General features: G+C 61.8%; 18 protein-coding genes and 1 other RNA gene. 7 read left to right on the top strand and 12 right to left on the bottom strand.

Translation table 11 applies throughout. From position 1 onward, the window contains the following. Positions 1–31: 31 nt before the first annotated feature. Positions 32–1,816 carry a GspE/PulE family protein gene (locus K9857_RS14500; RefSeq protein WP_224536842.1) on the top strand — a complete coding sequence of 595 codons (1,785 nt, stop codon included), beginning with the start codon at positions 32–34 and terminating at the stop codon, positions 1,814–1,816. A gap of 72 nt (positions 1,817–1,888) precedes the next feature. Beyond that, positions 1,889–2,206, top strand: a complete 318-nt coding sequence (locus tag K9857_RS14495; protein ID WP_224536840.1) for a DUF2388 domain-containing protein — start codon at positions 1,889–1,891, stop codon at positions 2,204–2,206. Between the two features lie 187 nt (positions 2,207–2,393). Here K9857_RS14495 and gcvP read toward each other — a convergent pair whose 3' ends face one another. The 10 genes from gcvP to K9857_RS14445 form a co-directional block, all read right to left on the bottom strand. Further along, the gene (gene gcvP / locus K9857_RS14490; RefSeq protein WP_224536838.1) at positions 2,394–5,267 is read right to left on the bottom strand and encodes an aminomethyl-transferring glycine dehydrogenase; all 2,874 of its coding nucleotides are present in this window, start codon (positions 5,265–5,267) and stop codon (positions 2,394–2,396) included. Positions 5,268–5,534: 267 nt separating this feature from the next. Beyond that, the gene (gene gcvH / locus K9857_RS14485) at positions 5,535–5,918 is read right to left on the bottom strand and encodes a glycine cleavage system protein GcvH (RefSeq protein ID WP_224536836.1); all 384 of its coding nucleotides are present in this window, start codon (positions 5,916–5,918) and stop codon (positions 5,535–5,537) included. 49 nt (positions 5,919–5,967) lie between these two features. Beyond that, positions 5,968–7,050: a glycine cleavage system aminomethyltransferase GcvT gene (gcvT, locus tag K9857_RS14480; RefSeq protein WP_224536834.1), complete on the bottom strand. Its 1,083-nt coding sequence runs from the start codon at positions 7,048–7,050 to the stop codon at positions 5,968–5,970. A gap of 156 nt (positions 7,051–7,206) precedes the next feature. Beyond that, entirely contained in the window at positions 7,207–8,823 is a 1,617-nt protein-coding gene (locus tag K9857_RS14475) for an ABC transporter permease (protein ID WP_224536831.1), read from the bottom strand. Positions 8,824–8,942: 119 nt separating this feature from the next. Further along, a complete protein-coding gene (locus tag K9857_RS14470) occupies positions 8,943–9,947 on the bottom strand; it encodes an extracellular solute-binding protein (RefSeq protein ID WP_175379702.1) in 1,005 nt (334 codons plus the stop codon). A 229-nt stretch (positions 9,948–10,176) separates the two neighbouring features. After that, a complete protein-coding gene (locus K9857_RS14465; protein WP_224536846.1) occupies positions 10,177–11,394 on the bottom strand; it encodes a 2-octaprenyl-3-methyl-6-methoxy-1,4-benzoquinol hydroxylase in 1,218 nt (405 codons plus the stop codon). 9 nt (positions 11,395–11,403) lie between these two features. Continuing rightward, positions 11,404–11,889: a DUF4442 domain-containing protein gene (locus tag K9857_RS14460; protein ID WP_224536828.1), complete on the bottom strand. Its 486-nt coding sequence runs from the start codon at positions 11,887–11,889 to the stop codon at positions 11,404–11,406. Beyond that, positions 11,882–13,069 (bottom strand): 2-octaprenyl-6-methoxyphenyl hydroxylase, encoded by a 1,188-nt coding sequence (gene ubiH / locus K9857_RS14455; RefSeq protein ID WP_224536827.1) that lies wholly within the window; start codon positions 13,067–13,069, stop codon positions 11,882–11,884. The genes K9857_RS14460 and ubiH overlap by 8 nt, the downstream gene beginning before the upstream one ends. Continuing rightward, positions 13,066–14,400, bottom strand: a complete 1,335-nt coding sequence (gene pepP / locus K9857_RS14450; RefSeq protein ID WP_224536825.1) for a Xaa-Pro aminopeptidase — start codon at positions 14,398–14,400, stop codon at positions 13,066–13,068. Before pepP ends, ubiH begins: the two co-directional genes overlap by 4 nt. Positions 14,401–14,426: 26 nt before the next feature. Further along, a complete protein-coding gene (locus K9857_RS14445) occupies positions 14,427–14,987 on the bottom strand; it encodes a YecA family protein (protein WP_224536823.1) in 561 nt (186 codons plus the stop codon). A gap of 212 nt (positions 14,988–15,199) precedes the next feature. Here K9857_RS14445 and K9857_RS14440 point away from each other — a divergent pair, with 212 nt between their 5' ends. The 4 genes from K9857_RS14440 (at position 15,200) to K9857_RS14425 (ending at position 16,625) form a co-directional block, all read left to right on the top strand. Beyond that, complete coding sequence (locus tag K9857_RS14440) at positions 15,200–15,409, top strand: TIGR02449 family protein (protein WP_007982902.1); 210 nt, start codon at positions 15,200–15,202, stop codon at positions 15,407–15,409. Next, a complete protein-coding gene (locus K9857_RS14435; protein WP_224536821.1) occupies positions 15,406–15,723 on the top strand; it encodes a cell division protein ZapA in 318 nt (105 codons plus the stop codon). Before K9857_RS14440 ends, K9857_RS14435 begins: the two co-directional genes overlap by 4 nt. A gap of 31 nt (positions 15,724–15,754) precedes the next feature. Continuing rightward, a non-coding RNA gene (ssrS, locus tag K9857_RS14430) (6S RNA) lies at positions 15,755–15,933 on the top strand. An 86-nt stretch (positions 15,934–16,019) separates the two neighbouring features. After that, positions 16,020–16,625 (top strand): 5-formyltetrahydrofolate cyclo-ligase, encoded by a 606-nt coding sequence (locus K9857_RS14425; protein ID WP_175379707.1) that lies wholly within the window; start codon positions 16,020–16,022, stop codon positions 16,623–16,625. A gap of 36 nt (positions 16,626–16,661) precedes the next feature. Here the strand turns inward: K9857_RS14425 and K9857_RS14420 are convergent, their stop codons facing one another. After that, a complete protein-coding gene (locus tag K9857_RS14420; protein WP_224536819.1) occupies positions 16,662–16,817 on the bottom strand; it encodes a hypothetical protein in 156 nt (51 codons plus the stop codon). 195 nt (positions 16,818–17,012) lie between these two features. Between K9857_RS14420 and K9857_RS14415 the strand changes: the two genes are divergently transcribed. Next, positions 17,013–17,465: an EVE domain-containing protein gene (locus tag K9857_RS14415; RefSeq protein WP_224536818.1), complete on the top strand. Its 453-nt coding sequence runs from the start codon at positions 17,013–17,015 to the stop codon at positions 17,463–17,465. A 207-nt stretch (positions 17,466–17,672) separates the two neighbouring features. Here the strand turns inward: K9857_RS14415 and K9857_RS14410 are convergent, their stop codons facing one another. Beyond that, entirely contained in the window at positions 17,673–18,080 is a 408-nt protein-coding gene (locus K9857_RS14410) for a flagellar basal body-associated protein FliL (RefSeq protein ID WP_224536816.1), read from the bottom strand. Positions 18,081–18,122 lie beyond the last annotated feature (42 nt).

Here is an 18,122-nt window from a genome sequence, read left to right as displayed (position 1 = left end):
CTTTGCGCACTTGTGTTCAAAAGGAGCCCGCATGTCCGTTCAACTCGCCTTTCAGGACCGCTGGCTGGATCTCAATGATGTACTGCGTGAACTGGTCGCCCAGGGCTACATCAGCCAGGACTCGGCCGAGCACGCGCTCAATGCCCGTCGCCGTCACGCCGCCCATGGCCAGATGCATCCTCTGGAGTTCATCGCCAGCCAGCAACTGGACGACCTCAGCCGCCCCGGCAAACACCACGATCTGGAAAACCTGACCCTGTGGCTGTCCCAGCAGGCGGGCCAGCCTTACCTGCGCATCGACCCGCTGAAAATCAACGTGGCGGCCGTCATGCCGCTGATGTCCTACGCCTTCGCCCAGCGTCACAAGATTCTCGCGGTGTCCATCGACCGCGACGCAGTGACCGTCGCCAGCGCCCAGCCCTACGTCAGCAGCTGGGAAGCCGACCTGCCCCATGTGTTGAAGCTGCCGATCAAGCGGGTGGTGGCCAACCCGGTGGATATCCAGCGTTTCAGCGTGGAGTTTTTCCGCCTGGCCAAATCGGTCACCGGCGCCAGCAACGGCGAGCAACAGGTCAACACCCTGGGCAACTTCGAACAGTTGCTCAACCTCGGCGCCAGCGACCAGGAGCCGGATGCCAACGACGCGCACATCGTCAACATCGTCGACTGGCTGTTCCAGTACGCCTTCCAGCAGCGCGCCAGCGATATTCACATCGAACCCCGGCGCGAACAGGGCACGGTGCGATTTCGCATCGACGGCGTGTTGCACAACGTCTACCAGTTTCCGCCGCAGGTCAGCATGGCCATCGTCAGCCGCCTGAAAACCCTCGGCCGGATGAACGTCGCGGAGAAACGCAAACCCCAGGACGGCCGGGTCAAGACCAAGACCCCGGACGGCGGCGAAGTGGAACTGCGACTGTCGACCCTGCCCACCGCCTTTGGCGAAAAAATGGTCATGCGGATTTTCGACCCCGAGGTACTGCTCAAGGATTTCGACCAGCTCGGCTTTTCCGCCGACGACCTGCGCCGCTGGCAGGACATGACCCGTCAGCCGAACGGCATCATTCTCGTCACCGGGCCCACCGGTTCCGGCAAGACCACCACGCTCTACACCACGCTGAAGAAACTGGCGACGCCGGAGGTCAACCTCTGCACCATCGAAGACCCGATCGAGATGGTCGAGCCGGCGTTCAATCAGATGCAGGTCCAGCACAACATCGACCTGACTTTCGCCTCCGGGGTGCGCGCGCTGATGCGCCAAGACCCGGACATCATCATGATCGGCGAGATCCGCGATCTGGAAACCGCGGAGATGGCGATCCAGGCCGCCCTCACCGGCCACCTTGTACTGTCGACTCTTCACACCAACGACGCGCCGAGCGCCATCAGCCGCCTGTTGGAACTGGGCGTGCCGCATTACCTGATCAAGGCCACGGTGCTGGGCGTCATGGCCCAGCGTCTGGTGCGGACCCTGTGCCCGCACTGCAAGGCCCCGCAAACCCTGGGCGAAGAAGACTGGCAAACCCTGACCCGGCCCTGGCAGGCGCCACTGCCCACCAACGCGCAACGGGCCATCGGTTGCCTGGAGTGTCGCGATACCGGCTATCACGGCCGCGCCGGGGTCTACGAAATCATGCAATTGACCGACGGCGTGAAAGCCCTGATCAACCCCGATACCGATCTGCTGGCGGTCAGGCGTCAGGCGTTCAAGGAAGGGATGCGCAGCCTGCGGCTGTCCGGTGCGCAAAAAGTGGCGGCGGGCTTGACCACGGTCGAAGAGGTGCTGCGGGTTACGCCACAGAGTGAGCAGAAGTAGATGTGAGCGCATGGAACTCAGTCAGGGGGCGACAATCCAACTGCGTAGATCAAACAGTGGAGTCACCCCATCATGCGTTTCAAACTTGCTGTCGCCACCGTCGCCCTGCTGTCCCTGCCTGTCGGTTCGGCGATGGCTGACAGTTTCTGGCGTAACGTCATTTCCTCCGGCGCAACCACCGGCTCGACCTACCTGACGTTCAAGGACCACAAACTGATCATCGCCGCCCAGGACGATGCCAGCAGTTTCGTCGCCAGCGATGGCGGCATTCGCGGTCCGTATCTGGAAGCGGCGATGCAGAAAGTCCGCGCCGATAATCCTGGGCTGCAGGCTACGGACATGGAACTGGCGAACGCGATCCTGGCTAAGAATGCCGTGGCTGCGGAGTAACCTTTCCAGTCAGAAAAAATGCCGCTCACCCGAGCGGCATTTTTTTGCCCGTAACCTCAAATCTGATGCAATTCATTGTGGGAGCGGGCTTGCCCGCGATGGCGGAGTGTCAGGCACATTGATATCGACTGACACGACCTCATCGCGGGCAAGCCCGCTCCCACAGGGTCACAAGTGTGCCCGCAGGTTATCGGTACTCATCCAGCGGCACACACGCACAGAACAGGTTGCGATCCCCATACACGTTGTCCACCCGGTTCACCGCCGGCCAATATTTGTGCGCCTTGGTATGCGCATCCGGCGTGACGCCCTGCTCGATACTGTAAGGCCGCTCCCAAACACCGGTGATATCGGCCAGGGTATGCGGCGCACGCTTGAGCGGGTTGTCCTCGGCCGGCCAGTTGCCGTTCTGCACCTCGGTGATCTCCGCACGGATGCTCAGCATCGCGCCGATAAAGCGGTCCAACTCGGCCTTCGATTCACTTTCGGTAGGTTCCACCATCAAGGTTCCGGGCACCGGGAAAGACATGGTCGGCGCATGGAAGCCGTAGTCCATCAGGCGCTTGGCAACGTCTTCCTCACTAATGCCGGTCAAGGTCTTGAGCGGGCGCAGATCGAGAATGCATTCGTGGGCGACCCGTTCGTTGCGCCCGGTGAAAAGCACCGGGAACGCTCCTGACAAATGCCGCGCCAGGTAATTCGCAGAGAGAATCGCCACTTCGCTGGCATCCGCCAGTTGCGGGCCCATCATCGCGATGTACATCCAGCTGATCGGCAGGATGCTCGCGCTGCCCCAGGGCGCGGCGCTGACGGCGCCGTTCTGCGCCAACGGCCCGTCGATCGGCACCACCGGGTGATTGGCCACGAACGGCGCCAGATGCGCGCGGATGCCAATCGGCCCCATGCCCGGCCCGCCACCGCCATGGGGAATGCAGAAGGTTTTGTGCAGGTTCATGTGGGACACGTCGGCGCCGATGTCCGCCGGACGTGCCAGCCCGACCTGGGCGTTGAGGTTGGCGCCGTCCATGTACACCTGGCCGCCATGGCTGTGGATCACCTCGCAGATCTCGCTGATGCCTTCTTCGTACACGCCATGGGTCGACGGATAGGTCGCCATCAGGCATGAAAGCTTGTCGCCAGCGTGCGCGGCTTTCTCTTTCAGATCGTCCAGATCGACGTTGCCAGCCTCATCGCATTCAACAATCACCACGCGCATCCCGGCCATCTGCGCCGATGCCGGGTTGGTGCCGTGGGCCGAGGACGGAATCAGGCAGATATCGCGCCCGCCCTGCTGACGGCTCTCGTGGTATTTGCGGATCGCCAGCAGCCCGGCGTACTCACCCTGGGCGCCGGAGTTGGGCTGCATGCAGATCGCGTCGAAACCGGTGATCGCGCAGAGCCAGCGCTCCAGTTCCTCGATCATCAATGAATAACCGACCGCCTGCTCCCTGGGCGCAAACGGATGCAGGTTGGCGAACTGCGGCCAGGTGATCGGGATCATTTCGCTGGTGGCGTTGAGCTTCATGGTGCAGGAGCCCAGCGGAATCATCGATTGATTGAGCGCCAAGTCCTTGTTTTCCAGTTGCTTGAGATAGCGCAGCATTTCGGTTTCGCTGTGGTGGGCGCTGAACACCGGATGGCGCAGATAAGGTGAGGTTCGCACGAGCCCTGCGGGAATGCCGCCGGCGAGGGCTTCCGCGTCCAGATCCTCGACCTTGAGCCCATGATCGGCACCGAGGAACACATCGAACAACCGGGCCACGATGGTTTCATCGCAGGTTTCATCGAGGCTCAGGCCCAGTTGCCCGCGACCCAGAATGCGCAAATTGATCTGCGCGGCCTGGGCGCTTTCGATGATCGCTGTCTGGGTGCCGCCGACTTCCAGGGTCAGGGTGTCGAAGAAGTGCTGGTTCAGGCGCTTGATGCCCTTGCGCTCAAGGCCGGCGGCGAGGATGCAGGTCAGCCGGTGCACGCGCTGGGCAATGCGCTTGAGCCCTTCCGGCCCGTGATAGACCGCATAGAAACTGGCGATGTTGGCCAGCAGCACTTGCGCAGTACAGATGTTGGAGTTGGCCTTTTCCCGGCGGATATGTTGCTCGCGGGTTTGCAAGGCCATGCGCAGGGCGACGTTGCCACGGGCATCTTTCGACACGCCGATGATCCGGCCTGGGATCGCCCGCTTGAACTCCTCGCGGCTGGCAAAAAACGCCGCGTGCGGTCCGCCGTAGCCCATCGGCACACCAAAGCGCTGGGAAGAACCGAACACCACATCGGCGCCCAACTCCCCGGGCGGGGTCAGCAGCAACAGGCTCAAGAGGTCGGCGGCGACACACGCCAGCGCCTGCTGGGCATGCAGGTGATCGATCAGCGGACGCAGGTCACGGATCTCGCCGTGGGTGTCGGGGTATTGCAGCAAAGCGCCGAAGACTTGGTGCTGCTTCAAGTTATCCACCGTGTCGATGATCAACTCGAAGCCGAAACCTTCAGCCCGGGTCTGCACCACGGAAATGGTCTGCGGATGGCAGTTTTCATCGACGAAGAACAGATTGCTTTTCGACTTGGCGACTCGTTTGGCCAGGGCCATGGCTTCGGCGGCCGCCGTGGCTTCGTCCAGCAGCGAGGCGTTGGCCAATTCAAGACCGGTGAGGTCGATGGTCAACTGCTGGAAATTCAGCAGGGCCTCGAGCCGGCCCTGGGCGATTTCCGGTTGATAGGGGGTGTAGGCGGTGTACCAGCCGGGGTTTTCCAGGACGTTGCGCAGGATGACCGCCGGGGTAAGCGTGCCGTGGTAGCCCATGCCGATCAGGCTGGTCCAGATCTGGTTCTGCTCGGCATAGCCGCGCAGTTTCGCCAACGCGGCTTCTTCGTCCAGGGCCGGCGGCAGGTCTAGGGCACGGTTCAAGCGAATTCCCGGCGGCACCGTCTGCTCGATCAACTCGACCCGGCTGCCCAGACCAAGGCTGTCGAGCATCGCCTGCTGCTCGGCAGCATCCGGCCCGAGGTGGCGGCGAAGAAAGGCATTGGGGTCGCGTAACTGGCTCAAGGACGGCAACTGGGACATGACGGGCTCTCTCTTGACTGGCGCTCGGCGTCGATGGAACACGGTCAATCCAGCATAGCAGCCGATGTCGGATGCAAATCCCTTGGCACAATTGATCCCCTGTGGGAGCGGGCTTGCTCGCGAATGCGGTGTATCAGTAACACTGATGTTGACTGACACACCGCATTCGCGAGCAAGCCCGCTCCCACATTTGATTTTCAGTGCATTCAAAATCGCAGGCATGAAAAAGCCCCGACAGGTCGGGGCTTTGGGGTGTCGCCGAAAGGCTTATTCGCCGATGGCAGCCTTGTAGCCAGCCGCATCCAGCAGCTTGTCCAGCTCGGCGGTGTTGCTTGGCTTGAGCTTGAAGATCCAGGCGCCGTAAGGCTCGGAGTTCAGCAGCTCAGGCGATGCGCTCAACTCTTCGTTGATCGCGATCACTTCGCCGGAAACCGGGGAATAGATGTCGGAAGCCGCTTTAACCGATTCCACCACGCCCGATTGATCACCGGCCGCGAAGGTCTTGCCCACTTCGGTCAATTCGACGAACACCACATCGCCCAGCGCTTCCTGTGCGTGGTCGCTGATGCCCACGGTAACGGTGCCGTCGGCTTCCAGGCGCGCCCATTCGTGGCTTTCGGCAAAACGCAGGTCGGCAGGGATATCGCTCATGTTCTGTGTCCTCAGGAAAATGGTCGGCGGACAAGGCCCGCCAAAGAGATTAGATCAAGGTTTTGCCATGGCGGACGAAGGTCGGTTTGACCACTCGGACCGGGTACCACTTGCCACGGATTTCCACTTCCGCGCGGTCGGCTGTCGCCATCGGCACGCGCGCCAGTGCAATCGACTTGCTAAGCGTAGGAGAGAAACTACCACTGGTGATCTCCCCTTCGCCAACATCGGCGATACGGACCACTTGATGAGCGCGCAAAACCCCGCGTTCCTCAAGCACCAGACCGACCAATTTGTGCTGTACGCCGCCGCTCTGTTCGGCTTCGAGCGCGCTGCGCCCGATGAACTGGCGGCTGGCCGGCTCCCAGGCGATGCTCCAGGCCATGTTGGAAACCAGCGGCGACACCTGTTGATCGATGTCCTGGCCATACAGGTTCATGCCGGCCTCGACCCGCAGGGTATCCCGCGCGCCGAGACCGATCGGGGAAATGCCCGCCCCCACCAGATCGTTGAAGAATCCCGGCGCCTGATCGGCCGGCAGAATGATTTCCAGGCCGTCTTCGCCGGTATAACCGGTGCGCGCGAAGAACCAGTCGCCATCAGGCAGGCCTTCGAAGGGCTTGAGCAGCTGGATCAGATTGCCCCGGCACTGGTTCACCAGTTCGGCCACCTTGTGCCGGGCGTGTGGGCCTTGAATGGCCAGCATCGCCAGCTCGGAGCGTTCTTTGAGGTTCACATCGAAACCGGCGAGATGAGCCTGCATCCACGCCAGGTCCTGATCGCGGGTTGAGGCATTGACCACCAGACGATAACCCTCGTCCAGGCGGTAGACGATCATGTCGTCGACGATGCCGCCGCGCTCGTTGAGCATGGTGCTGTACAAGGCGCGGCCCGGGTTGTGCAGGCGCTCGACGTCATTGGCCAGCAGATGCTGCAGCCAGACTTTGGCCTGGGGGCCATCGACGTCGATAACGGTCATGTGGGATACATCGAAAACACCGCAGTCGCGACGCACTGCATGGTGTTCCTCGACCTGCGATCCATAATGCAGGGGCATATCCCAACCGCCAAAATCGACCATCTTCGCGCCGAGAGCGAGATGAAGGTCATACAGAGGCGTACGCTGTCCCATGGGTTTCTCCTTCCGGGCGTGGCGAGGGTGCGGGCGAGAGCTCAATCGGGCCAAAGCCTTGAAACAAAGGGCTTTCAGCCGATTACTACTACTTCTTCTGTCAGACGGACCGCACCGAATGCCGCGCATTGTAGCCGCAAGGTGTAGGACTGGCACCTAGCTGTTTTGGTGCGCTGAACGCCGGATCAATCCGATGACCGGCAACAGCCCGACCAGGACCAGGGTCAGCGCCGGTAAAGAGGCCCTTGCCCACTCCCCTTCGCTGGTCATTTCGAAGATCCGCACCGCCAGCGTATCCCAGCCAAACGGGCGCATCAGAAGGGTCGCGGGCATTTCCTTGAGCACGTCGACGAACACCAGCAACGCGGCGCTCAACGAACCGGGCAGCAACAACGGTAGATACACTTTGAAAAACAGTCGCGGCCCGCCGACGCCCAGGCTTCGTGCCGCTTCGGGCAAAGATGGCCGTATACGCGCCAGACTGCTTTCCAGAGGCCCGTACGCCACGGCGATGAAGCGCACCAGATAGGCCAGCAGCAACGCCGACAGGCTGCCCAACAGCAAGGGTTTGCCGGCGCCACCGAGCCAGCCGGACAGCGGGATCACCAATTCGCGATCCAGATAACTGAACGCCAGCATGATCGACACCGCCAGCACTGAACCGGGCAAGGCATAACCGAGATTGGCCAGACCGACCCCGGCGTGAATGCCCGGTGTCGGCGCCAGCCGCCGGGCGAACGCCAGGACCAGCGCGACACTGACGGTGATCAGCGCAGCCATCGCCCCCAGATACAGGGTGTGGACGATCAGGCCGGTGTAACGCTCATCCAGATCGAAGCGCCCGCGCTGCCAGAACCAGGCCAGCAATTGCAGCATCGGAATGACGAACGCACAGGCGAACACCAGACCGCACCAACTGGTGGCCAACAGCGCCTTGATGCCCCGCAGGTGATACAGCGCCTTGACCCGAGGCCGCTCGTTGCTCGCTCGGTTGGCACCCCGGGCGCGACGCTCGCCGTACAGCACCACCATCACCACCAACAACAGCAGGCTGGCCAGTTGCGCGGCGGTGGACAGGCTGAAAAATCCGTACCAGGTCTTGTAGATAGCCGTGGTGAAGGTGTCGAAGTTGAATACCGAAACTGCGCCGAAATCCGCCAAAGTTTCCATCAGCGCCAAGGCCACACCGGCGCCGATGGCGGGCCGCGCCATGGGCATCGCCACCCGCCAGAACGCTTGCCATGGCGTCTGCCCCAGCACTCGCGCCGCTTCCATCAGGCCCTTGCCCTGGGCCAGGAACGCGGTGCGCGCCAGCAGGTAGACGTAGGGATAAAACACCAGCACCAGCACCAGAATCACCCCTCCGGTGGAGCGAACCCGGGGCAGGCGCAGTCCGGTGCCGAACCATTCGCGCAGCAAGGTTTGCACGGGGCCGGCGAAATCCAGCAGGCCGACGAAAACGAAGGCCAGCACATAAGCGGGAATCGCGAACGGCAACATCAACGCCCAGTCCAGCCAGCGTCGGCCGGGGAATTCGCAGAGGCTGGTGAGCCAGGCCAGACTCACACCGAGGACGGTTACACCGACACCGACGCCGAGCACCAGGGTCAGGGTGTTGCCCAACAGACGCGGCATCTGCGTTTCCCACAGGTGCGACCAGATCTGCTGATCGATCGACTGCCAGGACAGCAACAGGACACTCAGGGGCAACAAGACCAGCGCAGCAATGGCGAAGACCAGGGGATACCAGCGGCGTTGGGCGGGGTGGGCCAAGGGGAAGCGCTCGTGAAAATTCGGGGTTTGGGAAAACGCGAAAAGATCGCAGCCTTCGGCAGCGCCTACAAGGGGTAGGTGCTGGCGAAGGCTGCGATCTTTTACGCTTTAACGCGGACTCAGTTCCAGCCGGCGCGATCCATCATGCGAATCGCCTCGGCCTGACGCTTGCCCGCCACTTCAACCGGCAAGGTATCGGCGATGAACTCACCCCAGGCAGCCACTTCCGCGGAAGGTTTCACCGTCGGATTGGCCGGGAATTCCTGGTTGACGTCAGCGAAGATCTTTTGCGCTTCAGCCGTGGTCATCCACTCCACCAGGGCCTTGGCTGCCTCGGGGTGCGGCGCGTGTTTGGTCAGACCGATGCCCGACAGGTTCACGTGCACGCCACGGTCTGCCTGGTTCGGCCAGAACAGCTTCACCGGCAGGTCCGGCTTCTGAGCGTGCAGGCGACCGTAGTAGTAGGTGTTGACGATGCCGACATCGCATTGGCCGGCATTGATCGCTTCCAGCACCGCCACGTCGTCGGAGAACACGTCGGTGGACAGGTTGTTGACCCAGCCCTTGAGGATCTTCTCGGTTTTCTCGGCGCCATGGACTTCGATCATGGTGGCGGTCAGCGACTGGTTGTAGACCTTCTTCGCCGTGCGCAGGCACAGGCGGCCTTCCCATTCCTTGTCGGCCAGCGCTTCGTAGGTGGTCAGCTCGCCCGGTTTCACCCGGTCGGTGGAATAGGCGATGGTCCGCGCCCGCAGGCTCAGGCCGGTCCAGGCGTGGGACGCGGCGCGGTATTGCAGGGGAATGTTGGTGTCGATGGTTTTCGAGGTAAACGGCTGGAGAATGCCCATCTGCTCGGCTTGCCAGAGGTTACCGGCGTCGACGGTGAGCAGCAGGTCGGCAACGCCATTCTCGCCCTCGGCCTTGATCCGCTGCATCAGCGGCGCTTCCTTGTCGGTGATGAACTTCACCTTCACGCCGGTCTTGGCGGTGTAGGCATCGAAGACCGGCTTGATCAGCTCGTCGATACGCGAGGAGTAAACCACTACTTCATCGGCGGCCTGGGCGGCGGTACTGCCGATCAGGGTCAGAGCCAGTGCGGTCAGAAGACGCTTCGGTGCCAACATGGGAGCGGTCTCTCGATTGAAAAAATGTGGGCAAATGATAAGGACTCACATTTAGCTTCTCAATCGAACAGTTGGCGGAGGAGTTACCAGATGTTGCACAGGTGAGCTGTGTGGTGGATGTTCTGACGCCTTCGCGGGCAAGCCACGCTCCTACAGGGATTTGTATTGGGTTCGTAACCTGTAGGAGCGAGGCTTGCCCGCGAAGAGGCCATCAGCTCCAACCCAGCTCTTAGGCCTTGGCCAACGCCGGCAACTCCCCGGTCAACCCCAGCGCCTCGCGCACGAACAGTGCCTTGGCCTCGGGCAACCGGTCGACCAGCTTCAACCCGGTATTGCGCAGCCAGCGCACCGCCAGCGGATCAGCCTGGAACAACCGTTCGAAACCTTCCATCGCCGCCATCAACGCCAGGTTATGCGGCATGCGGCGACGCTCGTAACGGCTGAGCACCTTCACATCCGCCAGCCGCTCGCCGCGGCTGCTCGCCTGCAACAGCACTTCGGCCAGTACGGCGGCATCGAGGAAACCCAGGTTCACGCCCTGCCCGGCCAGCGGGTGAATGGTGTGAGCGGCGTCGCCGATCAACGCCAGACCTTCGGCGACATAGCGCTTGGCATGTCGCTGGCGCAGCGGTACGCAAACACGCGGGTCGGCATTGAGCACGTCGCCCAACTGCCCTTCGAAAGCCCGTTCCAGCGCCTGGCAGAACTCCTCGTCACCCAGCGCCATCAGTTGTTCGGCTTCAGTCGGAGTGGTCGACCAGACAATCGAGCACCAGTCATGCTGACCGTCGCGCTCCAGCGGCAGGAAGGCCAGCGGGCCGTTATCGGTAAAGCGTTGCCAGGCGGTCATTTGATGAGGTTTGGAGCAGCGCACGCTGGTGACGATGGCGTGGTGCATATAGTCCCACTCCCGCGTCGCCATGCCGGTGAGGCGGCGGACCGCCGAATTAGCGCCGTCCGCCGCGATCACCAGCGGTGCGCGCAGAGTGCGGCCATCGGCCAGGGTCAGCAGCCAGTCGTCGCCGGAGCGGCGCATCTGTTCGAGACGTGCGTTGGCCAGCAAACCCAGATCGCAGTCGTGCAAGCGATCGAGCAAGGCGTCCTGAACCACGCGGTTCTCGACGATATGCCCCAACACATCGGCATGCACGCTGGCCGCCGAAAAGTGGATCTGCCCGGTGCCGCTGCCGTCCCACACCTGCATGTCGCTGTACGGGCTGCTGCGTCGACCGGCGATGCCTTCCCAAACACCGAGGCGCTCGAGAATGCGCTGGCTGGCGATGGACAACGCGCTCACCCGCGGCTCGAACGCGGCCTGGGCATCGAAGGGTTTGACGCTCAGGGGGCTGCCGTCCAGCAACAGGACTTCCAGCCCGCTGTCCTGCAACGCCAACGCCAGGGCGCTGCCGACCATTCCGGCTCCGACAATCAGCAGATCTGCGCGCATTTCCATGCTTTAAGCCTGTCTCGCTTGCGGCTTGAGCCGCACGTAAAGGGTTTTTCCGACACGCGCCACCAGCTGGCCGGCGCCGTCATGAATATCGACCTGCAATTGCGGCAGGTATTTTTCGCCCCCCGCCGTCTGCCGACGGATCTCGTCGAGCAGGGTGTCATCGATGCTGAAGCGGGCGTGCACCGGGCCTTTGCCCGGCGCAATGAAATCGATGTCGGCGGCCTTGTCCCAGACGATGTAGTTGCGTCCGAGGTTTTCCATCAGCATCAGCATGAAAAACGGATCGACCATCGAATACAGGCTGCCACCGAATTGCGTTCCGACGTAATTGCGGTTGTACCAGCTCAACCCCATGGAAACCTGGATGTCGCGAAAGTCATCGCTGATGTGCCGCACCCGAACCCCGGCGCCAAGGTACGGCGGATAGAAGCACATGAACCAGCGCATCAATCGCGCTTTGCCGAACGTTGCAGTCAGCCACTTAAACATTGGGACGAGTACCCAGCCCCATCGCCTGTCGGGCGAACCAGCGCTTGGCCGGCGGCAACAGATCAAGACCCAGCAAGCCGAGATTGCGCCCCAGGGAAACCAGTGGCTGAGTGCTGCCGAACAGGCGCGTGACCTGATCGGAGAAGCCGACGGTCAGGTTCTGGTCCAGACGCTGATGCTCGCGATAGGCCTGCAAGGTCGCAAAATCCCCCAGTGGCTTGTCGCTGGCGAGCAACGCATCGGCCAGGGCCTGGGCATCGCGCAGGGACAGGTTGAAACCCTGACCGGCAATCGGGTGCAGGCTGTGGGCGGCGTTGCCGAGGATCGCCAGATGCGGACGCACCTGCTCTTCGGCTTCTACCAGCGATAGCGGGTACAGGTGGCGAGCGCCGACCTGCTTCAAGGTGCCCAGTCGATAGCCGAACACGCCCTGCAGCTCGCTGAGAAAACTGCGCTCATCGAGGGCCGCCAGACGTTGCGCGTCCATGCCCAGACGAGTCCAGACCAGGGCGCAGCGGTTGTCCGGCAAGGGCAGTAGCGCCATCGGGCCGTCGTCGGTGAAACGCTCGAACGCCATGCCGTTGTGGGCTTCGCTCGGGGTGATGTTGGCGATCAGCGCGCTCTGGTTGTACGAGCGTTTCTTGATGCCAATACCCAGTTGTTCGCGCAGACCGGAACGGCCGCCATCGGCGAGCACCGCAAGATCGCAATCGACGCAGGTTTCGTCATTGAGCGTCAGCCGATAACCATCGGTGAGCGGCTCCATGCGCGTGACTTCCGCCGGGCAATGCCAGTGGATCACGTCCTTGTCCAGGGCTTGCCACAAGCATTGGCCGAGCCAGGCGTTTTCCGCCACATAGCCCAGCGCCGGGACGCCTTCTTCCATCGCCGACAACCGCGCTGTGGAAAAACGCCCGCGGTCGGAGACATGAATCTGCTTGATCGGTTCGGCGCGGCGGGAGACTTCCTGCCAGATGCCCAACCGCTGATAGATTTGCCGGGAGCCAAACGACAGGGCCGTGGAGCGCGCGTCGTAACTGGGCTGATAGCTCTCGCCGGGAGCGAAGGGCTCGATCAGCACGATCTTCCAGCCCCGGGCCTTGGCGCCGGCCTGCAACGCCATCGCCAGGCTCGCGCCTACCAGACCGCCACCAATGATTGCCAGATTGAATCGACTCATGCCGCTTGGGTCCTTGCCTGGGCCATCAGGGCCTCGATCTCGGCCACCGTTTTCGGTACGCCTTTGGTCAGGATTTCACAGCCGGTTTTGGTGACCACAACGTCGTCCTCGATGCGCACACCAATGCCGCGCCATTTCTTCGCTACGTCCTGGTTGTTCGGCGAGATGTAGATGCCCGGTTCCACGGTCAGCGCCATGCCGACTTCCAGCACCCGCCACTCGCCGCCGACCCGGTACTCGCCAACGTCATGCACGTCCATGCCCAGCCAGTGCCCGGCGCGGTGCATGTAAAACGCTTTGTAGGCTTCGCTGGCGATCAGTTCATCGACCTCGCCCTGCAACAAGCCCAGCTCCACCAGACCGCGGGTGATCACCCGAACGGTGGCTTCGTGGGCCTGGTTCCAGTGCTTGTTCGGGGCAATCTCGGCAAACGCCGCTTCCTGGGCAGCGAGCACCAGTTCGTAGATCGCCTTCTGTTCCGCCGAATACTTGCCATTGACCGGCCAGGTGCGGGTGATGTCGCTGGCGTAGCAGTCGATCTCGCAACCGGCGTCGATCAACACCAGGTCGCCGTCCTTGAGCACGGCGTCATTCTGCTGGTAGTGCAGGATGCAGCTGTTGCGCCCCGCCGCGACGATCGAGCCATAGGCCGGCATCTTCGCCCCGCCCTTGCGGAACTCGTAATCGAGCTCGGCTTCCAGGCTGAACTCATGCAAACCGGCACGGCTGGCCTGCATCGCCCGCACATGGGCCTGAGCGGAAATCCGCGCGGCTTCGCGCATGACCTTCACTTCCGCCGCCGATTTATACAGGCGCATGTCGTGCAGCAGATGATCCAGGGCAACGAATTCGTTCGGCGGCTGGGCACCGAGGTTCGCCTTGGAGCGGATCACGTTGATCCATTCCATCAGGTGGCGATCGAATTCCGGGTTGCTGCCCATGGCCGAGTACACCCGGTCGCGGCCTTCTATGAGGCCCGGCAGGATGTCGTCGATATCAGTGATGGGGAAAGCATCGTCGGCGCCGAAGTCACGGATCGCGCCTTCCTGTCCGGCGCGCAGGCCATCCCACAGTTCGCGCTCGGCGTTGCGTTCACGACAGAACAGGATGTATTCGCCATGCACGCGTCCCGGAATCAGGACCAGCACGGCCTGCGGTTCGGGAAAGCCGCTGAGGTACTGGAAGTCGCTGTCCTGGCGGTAGACATGCTCGACATCGCGATTGCGGATGGCCACTGCGGCGGCGGGCAGGATGGCGATGCTGTTGGGTTCCATCTGCGCCATCAGGGCCTTGCGGCGACGGCCGTATTCCGATTTCGGGATATGAATCATGGGCAGATGGCTTTCCCTGTCGTTGATCAGTGCAGCGACGGTTTGGCAGCCGCCGGTTGGTCCGCCTTACGGGTTTCGGAGAACAGCAGCAGCGGCGCGACGCGCAAGTATTCCATCACTTCCATATAGTCGCTTTCGCCGTCTTCGGATTCTTCCAGGGCATCTTGCACCTGGGAGATAGCCGCAAGATCCTGCAACACTTCCGTGGCCTCGCTGCTCAGCATGCTGCTGTCACGGCAGTTCAGGCCGAAACCGCTGAGGAAACCCTGGCACCATTGACCCAGCGCCTCGGCGCGCTCGGCCAGCGGGGCATCGTCGGTTGGCAGCAGCAGGACGACGGTGACGTCTTCGCCGGTGAGTTCGCCCTTGACCATCTCTTGCAGGCCGATCAGGGCCGCGCGAATGTTGTCCTGCGGCTCGTTTTCCAGCAACTCGGCAGCGTCGACCAGCCAGCCTTCGTGATCGAAGCCGGCACCGGCGCAGCTGCGACCGAGCAACAAACCGTGCAATTCGGCAGGCGAGACATTGTGGCCGCTGGAAGTCAGCAGGGTGGCGAAGGCTTGGTACGGAGAATTCTGAATGGGCATGGGCAGCTAGGCGCCAGACGGCGCTATGTCTAGAATGAAGGCCTTGTATCCTACATCGACTACCCCTGTAGGAGCGAGCACGCTCGCGATGAACCCGAGAACGCTGCGGGGTGTCAGGGACCCAGTGTTATCGTTGGCGACCATCGCGAGCGTGCTCGCTCCTACAGAAAAATCGGGCTGCTACCACCCATCAGACATTTTCAGTGGACACAATGGAAGACACCGACCTGCAAGCGCTGATGGCCAGACTCGAACTGCTGATTACCCGAGTCGAGCAACTTAAGAGTCAAAACGGACTCTTACTTGCTCAGGAAAAGACCTGGCGCGAGGAACGCGCTCACCTCATTGAAAAAAACGAAATCGCCCGGCGTAAGGTCGAATCGATGATTTCGCGCCTCAAGGCCCTGGAGCAAGACTCATGAGTTCAAGCAATAGCGTCACCGTGCAGATCCTCGACAAAGAATATTCGATCATCTGTCCACAGGAAGAGCGCAGCAACCTGGTGAGCGCCGCCCGCTACCTGGACGGCAAGATGCGCGAGATCCGCAGCAGCGGCAAAGTCATCGGCGCCGATCGCATTGCCGTGATGGCCGCCCTGAACATTACCCACGACCTGCTGCACAAGCAGGAGAGCCCGGATATTCAGGTCAGCGGCTCGACCCGCGAACAGGTTCGCGACCTGCTCGATCGTGTCGATCTGGTGCTCGCCACCGATCCGGACGTCACCAAAGGCTGATTCGCTTACGCGCTTGGGGTATACTCCCCAACACTCCCTGGGGTGCTTGCCAGTTGGCGATGTCCCTGAGCCGATTTGCTATACCCTGGAGGTTGCACGTTGGGCTGGTGTGCATGTCCGCTAGACGGAAAGCCTTAAAGCCTACTGCATCTTCCACCTTGAACTTTCGGGTTCAAGGGCTAAGTCGACAGCGGCACATTCGGGGAGCCTGATTCGAGTCCGATGCCGGTTTTGATACCGGCATCGGCTTTTTTACGGGTACGCTTTTCGTATCCACACTGCCGAAGCCCGAATCCATGACCGAACCTGCGCTGCTTCCCCGCCCGCAACTTCGACGCATGCTGCGCAAGGCCCGCCGCGCATTGACCGCCAGTCAGCAGCGCCAGGCCGCTCGCGGGCTGTACAAGCAATTGGCCCAGCAACCGCTGTTCCGCCGCGCCAGGCACATCTCCCTCTATTTACCTACCGACGGTGAAATCGATCCGCGCCTGCTGCTGCGCGCCGCCCAGCGTCGGGGCAAGGCGACTTATCTGCCGGTGCTCAGCGCATGGCCGCGGACCAAGATGGTGTTCCAGCGCATTCGCCCCGGGGAAAAACTCAAGCCCAACCGCTTCCGCATTCTGGAGCCGCGGCACAGCCTCGCCCGGCAGCGCAAAGTCTGGGCGCTGGACCTGGTGCTGTTACCGCTGGTGGGATTCGACGATGTCGGCGGACGCCTGGGGATGGGCGGCGGATTCTATGATCGCAGCCTGGCTTATCTGGCGCGCCGCAATGACTGGCGCAAACCGACGCTGCTGGGTCTGGCTCATGAATGTCAGAAGGTGGAACGACTGGCTCAAGCGAGCTGGGATGTGCCGCTGCAGGGAACGGTTACCGACAAGGCCTGGTATTTCGCAGGCTAGACGCCACTGCGGGTCAGCGGCGTCGAAAGGACGCGATCAGCGCTTGAAAGCGGTCGACTGTTGCTGCAGCGCCGAGATCTCAATCGGTGCATCGACCTTGCTGTTCCAGAGGCTTTGGGCATAGCCGGTAGTCACGACGCCAAGGCCGAACAAAATAACCAAAATCCATAGTAAATCCGGTTTGCGTTTCATCGACTGCCCCCCAAAGGCATATCTATACGATGACAGCAGCGGTTTCCATTTACAGGCCGTGCAGCAGCGTCAAGCTTTAAAGGCCGGCATTTTGCGTCAACGTGAACCCGCACGCAAATGCTGGCGTCAACCGACTGTCGGTTTGTCATAAAATTGCCCAACAACCTGTCCACACACCTCGCAAGGAGCCAAACCATGGCCTATTGGCTGATGAAATCCGAGCCCGACGAACTCTCGATCAAAGGCCTGGAAAAGCTCGGCAAAGCGCGCTGGGACGGGGTTCGCAACTATCAGGCGCGCAACTTCCTGCGGGCCATGGCGGTCGGGGACGAGTTTTTCTTCTATCACTCCAGCTGCCCGGAGCCGGGAATTGCCGGGATCGGCAAGATCGTCGAAGCCGCGTATCCGGACCCGACGGCGCTGGAGCCTGAGAGCCACTATTACGATCCCAAGGCCACGCCCGAGAAAAACGCCTGGAGCGCGATCGATGTCGCCCATGTGGAGACGTTTTCCAGGGTGTTGAAGCTGGACTATCTGAAACAGCAGACGGCGCTGACAGAGATGCCACTGGTGCAGAAGGGTTCGCGGCTTTCGGTGATGCCGGTGACGGCCGAGCAATGGGCGGCGGTGATCGCGCTCAAGCCGTAGGCATTTCGGCGCCCGTCAGAATGCAATCGCGGGCAACCCCGCTCCCACAATGGCCGGTTGTGAACACAAGAGCTGTGACCAACCGATATCCCCGTAGGAGCGAGGCTTGCCCGCGAAGAGGCCAGCACATTCAGCATTGATGTTGCCCGGTAGACCGCCTTCGCGGGCAAGCCTCGCTCCTACAAGAGCAAGAGGCCGGCCGAGCCTTTACTGAATGATGAGGTTGTTGAACAACAGATCCTCAACCACCGGCTTGCCGGTTTCATCATTCATGATCTGCTGGGTTTGCTTGAGCGCTTCCTGACGCAGCTTTTCCTTGGCCTCGACGTTGTTCATCGTCTCAGTGGTCTGCTGGGCGAACAGCGCCACCAGCTGGTTGCGGATCAACGGCTCGTTGGCCTTGACCGCCTTGGTCGCCTCGTCGCCGGTCACGCGCAAGGCCACATCGGCCTTGTACACCTTGAGCTTCGGAGTGCCATCGAGCCCGTAGTTGCCCACGAACGGCGGGCTCAGGGTGATGTAATTGACCTTCGGTGCTGCACCTTCCTTGGCTTCTTCGGCCATCGCTGCCACAGGCAGGGACAGGGCCATCATCAACACGATCCACGCTTTCACTATTCGTACCTCATCCGGTTTGCGGCCTAGCATAACGACCCG

It is taken from the genome of Pseudomonas sp. REP124 (genome assembly GCF_020164475.1).
GTDB lineage: Bacteria > Pseudomonadota > Gammaproteobacteria > Pseudomonadales > Pseudomonadaceae > Aquipseudomonas.
This window is presented reverse-complemented; position numbering and strand designations above follow the sequence as displayed.